At 49.8% G+C, this 8,816-nt stretch carries 18 protein-coding genes and 2 pseudogenes; all 20 read left to right on the top strand.

Annotated features, from left to right (window positions below):
- A pseudogene (gene tuf / locus ACLQ7H_RS06985) lies at nucleotides 1-170 on the top strand (elongation factor Tu); the annotation flags it as partial.
- A 133-nt stretch (nucleotides 171-303) separates the two neighbouring features.
- Nucleotides 304-498: a bacterioferritin-associated ferredoxin gene (gene bfd, locus ACLQ7H_RS06980; RefSeq protein WP_024485620.1), complete on the top strand. Its 195-nt coding sequence runs from the start codon at nucleotides 304-306 to the stop codon at nucleotides 496-498.
- A gap of 74 nt (nucleotides 499-572) precedes the next feature.
- Entirely contained in the window at nucleotides 573-1,052 is a 480-nt protein-coding gene (gene bfr, locus ACLQ7H_RS06975) for a bacterioferritin (RefSeq protein ID WP_411752036.1), read from the top strand.
- A 561-nt stretch (nucleotides 1,053-1,613) separates the two neighbouring features.
- Nucleotides 1,614-1,925 (top strand): 30S ribosomal protein S10, encoded by a 312-nt coding sequence (gene rpsJ / locus ACLQ7H_RS06970; protein ID WP_001181005.1) that lies wholly within the window; start codon nucleotides 1,614-1,616, stop codon nucleotides 1,923-1,925.
- Nucleotides 1,926-1,956: 31 nt separating this feature from the next.
- Entirely contained in the window at nucleotides 1,957-2,586 is a 630-nt protein-coding gene (gene rplC, locus ACLQ7H_RS06965; protein ID WP_004956193.1) for a 50S ribosomal protein L3, read from the top strand.
- Nucleotides 2,587-2,596: 10 nt separating this feature from the next.
- Nucleotides 2,597-3,202 carry a 50S ribosomal protein L4 gene (rplD, locus tag ACLQ7H_RS06960; protein WP_411752035.1) on the top strand — a complete coding sequence of 202 codons (606 nt, stop codon included), beginning with the start codon at nucleotides 2,597-2,599 and terminating at the stop codon, nucleotides 3,200-3,202.
- Nucleotides 3,199-3,501, top strand: coding sequence for a 50S ribosomal protein L23 (rplW, locus tag ACLQ7H_RS06955; RefSeq protein WP_021182229.1), 303 nt, complete (start codon nucleotides 3,199-3,201; stop codon nucleotides 3,499-3,501). Before rplD ends, rplW begins: the two co-directional genes overlap by 4 nt.
- Before the next feature lie 18 nt (nucleotides 3,502-3,519).
- Nucleotides 3,520-4,344 carry a 50S ribosomal protein L2 gene (gene rplB, locus ACLQ7H_RS06950; RefSeq protein ID WP_024912205.1) on the top strand — a complete coding sequence of 275 codons (825 nt, stop codon included), beginning with the start codon at nucleotides 3,520-3,522 and terminating at the stop codon, nucleotides 4,342-4,344.
- A 14-nt stretch (nucleotides 4,345-4,358) separates the two neighbouring features.
- Complete coding sequence (gene rpsS, locus ACLQ7H_RS06945) at nucleotides 4,359-4,637, top strand: 30S ribosomal protein S19 (RefSeq protein ID WP_004929772.1); 279 nt, start codon at nucleotides 4,359-4,361, stop codon at nucleotides 4,635-4,637.
- A gap of 14 nt (nucleotides 4,638-4,651) precedes the next feature.
- Nucleotides 4,652-4,984 carry a 50S ribosomal protein L22 gene (gene rplV, locus ACLQ7H_RS06940; RefSeq protein ID WP_004391423.1) on the top strand — a complete coding sequence of 111 codons (333 nt, stop codon included), beginning with the start codon at nucleotides 4,652-4,654 and terminating at the stop codon, nucleotides 4,982-4,984.
- Nucleotides 4,985-5,001: 17 nt separating this feature from the next.
- Nucleotides 5,002-5,700, top strand: coding sequence for a 30S ribosomal protein S3 (gene rpsC / locus ACLQ7H_RS06935; protein ID WP_004956187.1), 699 nt, complete (start codon nucleotides 5,002-5,004; stop codon nucleotides 5,698-5,700).
- Nucleotides 5,701-5,712: 12 nt separating this feature from the next.
- The gene (rplP, locus tag ACLQ7H_RS06930; RefSeq protein WP_004929764.1) at nucleotides 5,713-6,123 is read left to right on the top strand and encodes a 50S ribosomal protein L16; all 411 of its coding nucleotides are present in this window, start codon (nucleotides 5,713-5,715) and stop codon (nucleotides 6,121-6,123) included.
- Complete coding sequence (gene rpmC, locus ACLQ7H_RS06925) at nucleotides 6,123-6,314, top strand: 50S ribosomal protein L29 (RefSeq protein ID WP_002218942.1); 192 nt, start codon at nucleotides 6,123-6,125, stop codon at nucleotides 6,312-6,314. The genes rplP and rpmC overlap by 1 nt, the downstream gene beginning before the upstream one ends.
- Complete coding sequence (rpsQ, locus tag ACLQ7H_RS06920; protein WP_020837241.1) at nucleotides 6,315-6,569, top strand: 30S ribosomal protein S17; 255 nt, start codon at nucleotides 6,315-6,317, stop codon at nucleotides 6,567-6,569.
- 166 nt (nucleotides 6,570-6,735) lie between these two features.
- Complete coding sequence (rplN, locus tag ACLQ7H_RS06915; protein WP_020837240.1) at nucleotides 6,736-7,107, top strand: 50S ribosomal protein L14; 372 nt, start codon at nucleotides 6,736-6,738, stop codon at nucleotides 7,105-7,107.
- 10 nt (nucleotides 7,108-7,117) lie between these two features.
- Nucleotides 7,118-7,432 (top strand): 50S ribosomal protein L24, encoded by a 315-nt coding sequence (gene rplX, locus ACLQ7H_RS06910; RefSeq protein ID WP_021808126.1) that lies wholly within the window; start codon nucleotides 7,118-7,120, stop codon nucleotides 7,430-7,432.
- 14 nt (nucleotides 7,433-7,446) lie between these two features.
- Nucleotides 7,447-7,986, top strand: coding sequence for a 50S ribosomal protein L5 (gene rplE, locus ACLQ7H_RS06905; RefSeq protein ID WP_021808125.1), 540 nt, complete (start codon nucleotides 7,447-7,449; stop codon nucleotides 7,984-7,986).
- A 13-nt stretch (nucleotides 7,987-7,999) separates the two neighbouring features.
- The gene (gene rpsN, locus ACLQ7H_RS06900) at nucleotides 8,000-8,305 is read left to right on the top strand and encodes a 30S ribosomal protein S14 (RefSeq protein ID WP_021182224.1); all 306 of its coding nucleotides are present in this window, start codon (nucleotides 8,000-8,002) and stop codon (nucleotides 8,303-8,305) included.
- Nucleotides 8,306-8,335: 30 nt separating this feature from the next.
- Nucleotides 8,336-8,728 carry a 30S ribosomal protein S8 gene (rpsH, locus tag ACLQ7H_RS06895; RefSeq protein WP_021182223.1) on the top strand — a complete coding sequence of 131 codons (393 nt, stop codon included), beginning with the start codon at nucleotides 8,336-8,338 and terminating at the stop codon, nucleotides 8,726-8,728.
- 14 nt (nucleotides 8,729-8,742) lie between these two features.
- Nucleotides 8,743-8,816, top strand: a pseudogene (locus ACLQ7H_RS06890) (50S ribosomal protein L6); the annotation flags it as partial.

Genomic DNA, 8,816 nt, shown 5'->3' with positions numbered 1-8,816 from the left:
CCGGTACCATCGAACTGCCAGAAGGCGTTGAGATGGTAATGCCAGGCGATAACGTGAACATGGTTGTTACCCTGATCCACCCAATCGCTATGGATCAAGGCTTGCGTTTCGCAATCCGTGAAGGCGGTCGTACTGTAGGTGCGGGCGTTGTTGCTAAAGTTATCGCTTAATCGCGAATAATTTATAAGCACTAAAAGAGGGCACTTCGGTGCCCTTTTTTTATACAATTTTTTACCAATCTTAATTGAAATAAAAACGATTCTTATTTAGACTTAATGCATTGGTTAAGAAGTGAGTCTCTCTATGTACGTATGTCTGTGTAATGCTGTGTCTGACAAAGCGATCCGTAAGGCGGTGCGTCAGCACAATCCCCATACCATGAAGCAACTACGTGAGCTGGTGCCGATTGGAACTGACTGCGGTAAATGCATTCGTCAGGCAAGGCAAATTATGGTGGAGGAACGGGCAACCCTGATTCATATGCACGAAGTCGCCTAATAAATAGTAGGGTTATTTTTTGACTCTTGGCCCGCAGCTTCTACACTTTTAGAACTGCCCAGGAGGATTTACCTATGAAAGGCGATAAAAAGATCATTGCTCACCTCAACAAGCTGCTCGGTAACGAGCTGGTTGCCATCAATCAATACTTCCTGCACGCGCGTATGTTCAAAAATTGGGGCCTGATGCGCCTTAATGAGAAGGAATATCACGAGTCGATCGATGAGATGAAACATGCCGATCGCTATATCGAGCGTATCCTGTTCCTTGAAGGATTACCGAACCTGCAAGATCTCGGCAAACTGAATATCGGCGAAGATGTCGAAGAGATGCTGAGGTCCGATTTGGACCTGGAGCTGGACGGTGCCAAGAACCTGCGCGAAGGTATCGCCTATGCCGACTCTATTCATGATTACGTCAGCCGCGATCTGATGAAAGAGATTTTGGCCGATGAGGAAGGGCATATCGACTGGTTGGAGACTGAGCTGAGCTTGATTGAGCGGCTTGGTATCCAAAACTATTGCCAGGCGCAAGTGCTGGAACGCAAAGACTAATACTGGCCCCTCACCCTAACCCTCTCCCACAGGGAGAGGGGACAGCCCGCGCCACAACTTAACTGCGACATTCATCCTTTACATCCGCTATTACAGACCGGCTTTAACGCCATAACAGTCCTCAACATTCCCCTGCGACCGATTATCTCCTGCACTTGCCAACAGCGCCGATCGAGTTCGTTGATTGCTCTGTGCAAAATCATGCTTCTTTGCTCTTACTCCCTATTTTCCGAAGTTGTACGGGCCAACCACGCACTCTGGACAGCCCCCTCTCCCTGTGGAAGAGGGTTGGGGTGAGGGGCCATACTCATTAAATACCGCTCATTCTGAGCATATTTCCATCCGTGGCTTGCAACCTGGCCTGGTTTGCGTATAATGCGCGGGCTTACCTAATCTTGGTAAGCCTGATTTTAGCGAATCAGTCGATTGGCAAGAACGTTTTGCCCTTCGAACAATACTCCCGATATGGGGGTTATATGTTGACGATTACACTCCCCCATCAATCGAAATGGGTGTGAGGAGTAATTATTTACGTTTATAAATAATTGGAGCTCTGGTCTCATGCAGAACCAAAGAATCCGTATCCGCCTGAAAGCGTTTGATCATCGTCTGATCGATCAATCAACTGCGGAAATCGTCGAGACTGCCAAGCGCACTGGTGCGCAAGTCCGTGGTCCGATCCCGCTGCCAACTCGCAAAGAGCGCTTTACCGTTCTGATCTCTCCGCACGTCAACAAAGACGCGCGTGATCAGTACGAGATCCGCACTCACAAGCGTCTGGTTGACATCGTTGAGCCAACTGAGAAAACCGTTGATGCTCTGATGCGTCTGGATCTGGCTGCCGGTGTAGACGTGCAGATCAGCCTGGGTTAATCAGGTCATTGACGATTGAGAGGTTGAAACAATGATTGGTTTAGTCGGTAAAAAAGTGGGCATGACTCGTATCTTCACTGAAGATGGCGTTTCTATCCCAGTAACCGTGATTGAAATTGAAGCGAACCGCGTGACTCAGGTTAAAGACCTGGACAACGACGGATACCGTGCCATTCAGGTCACTACCGGTAGCAAAAAAGCTAACCGTGTGACCAAACCGGAAGCGGGTCATTTCGCTAAAGCTGGCGTTGAAGCTGGCCGTGGTCTGTGGGAATTCCGCCTTGAAGAAGGTCAAGAGTTCGCTGCAGGTCAAGAAATCAGCGTAGAAATCTTCGCTGACGTTAAAAAAGTCGATGTTACCGGTACTTCCAAAGGTAAAGGTTTTGCTGGCACTGTAAAGCGCTGGAACTTCCGTACTCAGGATGCAACCCACGGTAACTCCTTGTCTCACCGCGTTCCGGGTTCTATCGGTCAGAACCAGACTCCGGGCAAAGTGTTCAAAGGCAAGAAAATGGCTGGCCACCTGGGTGACGAGCGTGTAACCGTTCAAAGCCTGGACGTAGTACGTGTTGACGCTGAGCGCAACCTGCTGCTGGTTAAGGGTGCTGTACCGGGCGCAACCGGTGGCAACCTGATCGTTAAACCAGCTGTGAAGGCGTAAGGGGATAGCAATGGAATTAGTATTGAAAGACGCGCAAAGCGCGCTGACTGTTTCCGAAACTACCTTCGGTCGTGATTTCAACGAAGCGCTGGTACACCAGGTTGTTGTTGCTTATGCAGCAGGTGCCCGTCAAGGTACCCGTGCTCAGAAGACCCGTGCTGAAGTGACTGGTTCCGGTAAAAAACCGTGGCGCCAGAAAGGTACAGGCCGTGCGCGTGCAGGTTCTGTGAAGAGCCCGATCTGGCGTTCTGGTGGTGTAACCTTCGCTGCGAAGCCACAAGACCACAGTCAGAAAGTAAACAAAAAGATGTACCGTGGCGCGCTGAAAAGCATCCTGTCCGAACTGGTACGTCAAGATCGTCTGATCGTTGTCGAGAAGTTCTCTGTAGAAGCGCCTAAAACTAAGCTGCTGGCACAGAAACTGAAAGATATGGCCCTGGAAGATGTGCTGATCGTGACCGGTGAACTGGATGAGAATCTGTTCCTGGCAGCTCGTAACCTGTACAAGGTTGACGTGCGCGATGTAGCAGGTATCGACCCAGTTAGCCTGATCGCCTTCGACAAAGTGGTTATGACTGCTGATGCTGTGAAGCAAGTTGAGGAGATGCTGGCATGATCCGTGAAGAACGTTTGCTGAAAGTGCTGCGTGCACCGCACGTATCTGAAAAAGCATCCGCTGCGATGGAAAAAAGCAACACCATCGTACTCAAAGTTGCCAAAGACGCGACCAAAGCAGAAATTAAAGCTGCAGTGCAGAAACTGTTTGAAGTCGAAGTCGAAGACGTTAACACCCTGGTAGTAAAAGGGAAAGTGAAGCGTCAAGGTCAGCGTGTTGGTCGTCGTAGCGACTGGAAAAAAGCTTACGTCACCCTGAAGGAAGGCCAGAACTTGGACTTCATCGGCGGCGCAGAGTAAGTCGGAGGAGTAAGAACAATGGCAATTGTTAAATGTAAACCTACATCTCCGGGTCGTCGCCACGTTGTTAAAGTGGTTAACCCTGAGCTGCACAAGGGTAAACCTTATGCCCCGCTGCTTGAGAAACTGAGCAAAAGCGGTGGTCGTAACAACAATGGCCGTATCACCACCCGTCATATCGGTGGTGGCCACAAGCAACATTATCGTCTGGTTGACTTCAAACGCAACAAAGATGGTATCCCTGCTGTGGTTGAGCGTCTGGAGTACGATCCGAACCGTTCCGCGAACATCGCGTTGGTTCTGTACAAAGACGGCGAACGCCGTTACATCCTGGCGCCGAAAGGCCTGAAAGCTGGTGACCAGATCCAATCTGGCGTTGATGCTGCAATCAAAGCGGGTAACACCCTGCCTATGCGCAACATCCCAGTAGGTTCAACGGTTCATAACGTAGAAATGAAACCAGGCAAAGGCGGCCAGCTGGCTCGTTCTGCTGGTGCCTACGTTCAGATCGTCGCACGTGATGGTTCCTACGTAACTCTGCGTCTGCGCTCAGGCGAAATGCGTAAAGTTCCAGTTGATTGCCGCGCCACCCTGGGTGAAGTCGGTAACGCTGAACATATGCTTCGCGTTCTGGGTAAAGCAGGTGCTGCACGTTGGCGTGGTGTTCGTCCTACCGTTCGCGGTACGGCGATGAACCCAGTCGATCACCCGCACGGTGGTGGTGAAGGTCGTAACTTTGGTAAGCACCCGGTAACTCCGTGGGGCGTTCAGACCAAAGGTAAGAAGACCCGTAGCAACAAGCGTACTGACAAGTTCATCGTACGTCGCCGTAGTAAAAAATAATTAGAGGATAAGCCATGCCACGTTCTCTCAAGAAAGGTCCTTTTATTGACCTGCACTTGCTGAAGAAGGTAGAGAAAGCGGTGGAAAGCGGTGACAAGAAGCCTTTGCGCACTTGGTCCCGTCGTTCAACGATCTTTCCTAACATGATCGGTTTGACCATCGCTGTCCATAATGGTCGTCAGCACGTACCAGTATTTGTTTCCGATGAAATGGTCGGTCACAAACTGGGTGAATTCGCGCCGACTCGTACTTATCGCGGCCATGCGGCTGATAAAAAAGCTAAAAAGCGCTAAGGTAGGAGGAAGAGATGGAAACTATCGCTAAACATCGCCACGCTCGTTCTTCTGCTCAGAAGGTTCGCCTTGTTGCAGACCTGATCCGCGGTAAGAAAGTGTCGCAAGCTCTGGAAACTCTGGCCTATACCAACAAGAAAGCTGCTGGTCTGGTCAAGAAAGTGCTGGAGTCTGCCATTGCTAACGCAGAACACAACGATGGCGCTGACATCGATGATCTGAAAGTCACGAAAATCTTCGTAGACGAAGGCCCAAGCATGAAGCGCATTATGCCTCGTGCAAAAGGTCGTGCAGATCGCATCCTGAAGCGCACCAGCCACATTACTGTGGTTGTGTCCGATCGCTGAGACTCTGGAGACTAGCAATGGGTCAGAAAGTACATCCTAATGGTATTCGCCTGGGTATTGTCAAACCTTGGAACTCTACTTGGTATGCGAATACCAAAGAATTCGCTGACAACCTGGACAGCGACTTTAAAGTTCGCCAATTCTTGACTAAAGAACTGGCGAAAGCTTCCGTTTCTCGCATCGTTATCGAGCGTCCAGCGAAGAGCATCCGTGTGACTATTCACACCGCTCGTCCTGGCATCGTTATCGGCAAGAAAGGTGAAGATGTCGAAAAACTGCGTAAGGTCGTAGCGGATATCGCTGGCGTTCCTGCGCAAATTAACATCGCCGAAGTCCGTAAACCGGAACTGGACGCAAAATTGGTTGCTGACAGCATCACTTCACAGCTGGAACGTCGCGTTATGTTCCGTCGTGCTATGAAGCGTGCTGTACAGAACGCAATGCGTCTTGGCGCTAAAGGTATCAAAGTTGAAGTAAGCGGCCGTCTTGGCGGTGCTGAAATCGCGCGTACCGAATGGTACCGTGAAGGTCGTGTTCCGTTGCATACACTGCGTGCGGATATCGATTACAACACATCTGAAGCGCACACCACTTATGGTGTAATCGGCGTTAAGGTATGGATCTTCAAAGGTGAGATCCTGGGTGGTATGGCTGCAGTTGAACAACCGGAACCGGCTGCTCAACCTAAAAAGCAGCAGCGTAAAGGCCGCAAGTAAGGAGAGTCGCTGATGTTACAACCAAAGCGTACAAAATTCCGTAAGGTGCACAAGGGCCGCAACCGTGGTCTGGCGCAAGGTACGGATGTTAGCTTCGGCACTTTCGGTCTGAAAGCTGTTGGCCGTGGCCGTCTGACTGCTCGTCAAATCGAAGCAGCTCGTCGTGCAATGACTCGTGCAGTGAAGCGTCAAGGTAAGATCTGGATCCGTGTTTTCCCGGACAAACCAATCACCGAGAAGCCTCTTGAAGTGCGTATGGGTAAAGGTAAGGGTAACGTGGAATATTGGGTTGCCCTGATCCAACCTGGCAAAGTCCTGTACGAAATGGACGGTGTTCCAGAAGAAGTCGCCCGTGAAGCGTTCAAGCTGGCAGCAGCTAAACTGCCGATCAAAACCACCTTTGTAACTAAGACGGTGATGTAATGAAAGCACAAGAGCTGCGTGAAAAAAGTGTTGAAGAGCTGAACACTGAGCTGCTCAACCTGCTGCGTGAGCAATTCAACTTACGCATGCAGGCGGCGAGTGGCCAACTGCAACAAACTCACCTGTTGAAACAAGTGCGTCGTAATGTCGCACGCGTTAAGACTTTACTGACTGAAAAGGCGGGTGCGTAAATGACTGATATTATCCGTACTCTGCAAGGTCGTGTTGTTAGTGACAAAATGGAGAAATCCATGGTTGTTGCTATCGAACGTACGGTGAAGCACCCGATCTACGGGAAATTCATCAAGCGTACGACTAAGCTGCACGTACATGACGAGAACAACGAATGTGGTATCGGCGACGTGGTAGAAATCCGCGAATGCCGTCCACTGTCCAAGACTAAGTCATGGACGTTGGTTCGCGTTGTAGAGAAAGCGATTCTGTAATAGAGTAGCTGGCTCTAACTTAATAAACGGCTCAGAAAGTGAGCCGTTTATTTTTTCTACCCATACTTTGGAAGCGGTGTTATAATGCTGCGCCCTCGGTTATGGGGCTTTTCAACGATCTAGTAATAGATCCTAAAGTTGTAGTTGACATTAGCGGAGCACTAACATGATCCAAGAACAGACTATGCTGAACGTGGCCGACAACTCCGGTGCACGTCGCGTAATGTGTATCAAGGTTCTAGGTGGCTCGCACCGTCGCTACGCAGGCATCGGCGACGTCATCAAAATTACCATCAAGGAAGCAATTCCTCGCGGTAAGGTGAAGAAAGGCGATGTGCTGAAGGCGGTAGTGGTGCGCACCAAGAAGGGTGTACGTCGCCCGGACGGTTCTGTCATTCGCTTCGATGGTAATGCATGCGTTATTTTAAACAATAACAGCGAGCAACCTATCGGTACGCGTATTTTTGGGCCGGTAACTCGTGAACTGCGTAATGAGAAGTTCATGAAAATTATCTCTCTGGCACCAGAAGTACTCTAAGGAGCGAACCATGGCAGCGAAAATCCGTCGTGATGACGAAGTTATCGTGCTTACCGGGAAAGACAAAGGTAAACGCGGTAAAGTAAAAAATGTCCTGTCTGCTGGTAAGGTCATTGTTGAAGGTATCAACCTGGTTAAGAAACATCAGAAGCCGGTCCCGGCCCTGAACCAACCAGGTGGCATTGTTGAAAAAGAAGCTGCTATTCAAGTTTCCAACATTGCGCTGTTCAACTCGGCTACCGGTAAGGCTGACCGTGTAGGCTTTAGATTCGAAGACGGCAAAAAAGTCCGTTTCTTCAAATCAAATAGCGAAACTATCAAGTAATTTGGAGTATGACGATGGCGAAACTGCATGATTACTACAAAGACGAGGTAGTCAAACAACTGATGTCTCAGTTTGATTACAACTCTGTCATGCAAGTCCCTCGGGTCGAGAAGATCACCCTGAATATGGGTGTTGGTGAAGCGATCGCTGACAAGAAACTGCTGGATAATGCAGCAGCTGACTTGGCAGCAATCTCCGGTCAAAAGCCGTTCATCACCAAAGCACGCAAATCTGTTGCAGGCTTCAAAATCCGCCAGGGCTATCCGATCGGCTGTAAAGTAACTCTGCGTGGCGAACGCATGTGGGAGTTCTTTGAGCGTCTGATTTCCATTGCTGTACCACGTATCCGTGACTTCCGTGGCTTGTCCGCTAAGTCATTCGATGGCCGTGGTAACTACAGCATGGGTGTGCGTGAGCAAATCATCTTCCCAGAAATCGACTACGACAAAGTCGATCGCGTTCGTGGTTTGGATATTACCATTACCACTTCTGCGAAATCTGATGATGAAGGCCGCGCGCTGTTGGCTGCTTTTAACTTCCCGTTCCGCAAGTAAGGCAGGGTTACTGATGGCTAAGCAATCAATGAAAGCACGCGAAGTCGTTCGCGTGAAACTGGCTGACAAGTACCGCGCTAAACGCGAGGAATTGAAAGCTATCATTTCTGGTGTGAACTCTTCTGACGAAGATCGTTGGGATGCTGTTCTCAAGCTCCAGTCTCTGCCGCGTGATTCCAGCCCGTCTCGTCAGCGTAAACGCTGCCGCCAAACTGGCCGTCCACATGGTTATGTGGGCAAATTCGGGTTGAGCCGTATCAAGCTACGTGAAGCCGCTATGCGCGGTGAAGTACCAGGCTTGAAAAAGGCTAGCTGGTAATTACCAATTGAATCACGGGAGTAAAGACAGATGAGCATGCAAGATCCGATCGCGGATATGCTGACCCGTATCCGTAACGGTCAAGCCGCGAACAAAGTTGCGGTCACCATGCCTTCCTCCAAGCTGAAAGTGGCAATTGCCAACGTGCTGAAGGAAGAAGGTTTTATTGAAGATTTCAAAATTGAAGGCGACACCAAGCCTGTTCTGGAACTGGTACTGAAGTACTTCCAGGGTAAGGCAGTGGTAGAAAGCATTCAGCGTATCAGTCGTCCAGGTCTGCGCATCTACAAGAAAAAAGATGCACTGCCAAAAGTTATGGCCGGTCTGGGTATCGCTGTTATTTCTACCTCTAAAGGTGTTATGACCGATCGTGCAGCTCGCCAAGCTGGTCTTGGTGGCGAGATTATCTGCTACGTAGCTTAATTCGGGAGGAAAGAATGTCTCGTGTTGCAAAAGCACCCGTCGTCATTCCTGCCGGCGTAGAGGTAAAACTCAACGGTCAGGTTATTTC

Origin of the sequence: Serratia sp. (in: enterobacteria) (assembly GCF_046715635.1) — a bacterium.
Lineage (GTDB): Bacteria > Pseudomonadota > Gammaproteobacteria > Enterobacterales > Enterobacteriaceae > Chania.
The sequence above is the reverse complement of the archived record's forward strand: the minus strand, read 5'-3'. Positions and strand labels throughout refer to the sequence as shown.

Coding starts and splice junctions, on each gene's coding strand:
- rplP (WP_004929764.1), top strand. CDS start 5,713: ATGTTACAACCAAAGCGTACAAAATTCCGTAAGGTGCACAAGGGCCGC.
- rpmC (WP_002218942.1), top strand. CDS start 6,123: ATGAAAGCACAAGAGCTGCGTGAAAAAAGTGTTGAAGAGCTGAACACT.
- rpsJ (WP_001181005.1), top strand. CDS start 1,614: ATGCAGAACCAAAGAATCCGTATCCGCCTGAAAGCGTTTGATCATCGT.
- rplB (WP_024912205.1), top strand. CDS start 3,520: ATGGCAATTGTTAAATGTAAACCTACATCTCCGGGTCGTCGCCACGTT.
- rplC (WP_004956193.1), top strand. CDS start 1,957: ATGATTGGTTTAGTCGGTAAAAAAGTGGGCATGACTCGTATCTTCACT.
- rplD (WP_411752035.1), top strand. CDS start 2,597: ATGGAATTAGTATTGAAAGACGCGCAAAGCGCGCTGACTGTTTCCGAA.
- rplV (WP_004391423.1), top strand. CDS start 4,652: ATGGAAACTATCGCTAAACATCGCCACGCTCGTTCTTCTGCTCAGAAG.
- rplW (WP_021182229.1), top strand. CDS start 3,199: ATGATCCGTGAAGAACGTTTGCTGAAAGTGCTGCGTGCACCGCACGTA.
- rpsH (WP_021182223.1), top strand. CDS start 8,336: ATGAGCATGCAAGATCCGATCGCGGATATGCTGACCCGTATCCGTAAC.
- rpsS (WP_004929772.1), top strand. CDS start 4,359: ATGCCACGTTCTCTCAAGAAAGGTCCTTTTATTGACCTGCACTTGCTG.
- rplE (WP_021808125.1), top strand. CDS start 7,447: ATGGCGAAACTGCATGATTACTACAAAGACGAGGTAGTCAAACAACTG.
- rplX (WP_021808126.1), top strand. CDS start 7,118: ATGGCAGCGAAAATCCGTCGTGATGACGAAGTTATCGTGCTTACCGGG.
- bfr (WP_411752036.1), top strand. CDS start 573: ATGAAAGGCGATAAAAAGATCATTGCTCACCTCAACAAGCTGCTCGGT.
- rplN (WP_020837240.1), top strand. CDS start 6,736: ATGATCCAAGAACAGACTATGCTGAACGTGGCCGACAACTCCGGTGCA.
- rpsN (WP_021182224.1), top strand. CDS start 8,000: ATGGCTAAGCAATCAATGAAAGCACGCGAAGTCGTTCGCGTGAAACTG.
- bfd (WP_024485620.1), top strand. CDS start 304: ATGTACGTATGTCTGTGTAATGCTGTGTCTGACAAAGCGATCCGTAAG.
- rpsC (WP_004956187.1), top strand. CDS start 5,002: ATGGGTCAGAAAGTACATCCTAATGGTATTCGCCTGGGTATTGTCAAA.
- rpsQ (WP_020837241.1), top strand. CDS start 6,315: ATGACTGATATTATCCGTACTCTGCAAGGTCGTGTTGTTAGTGACAAA.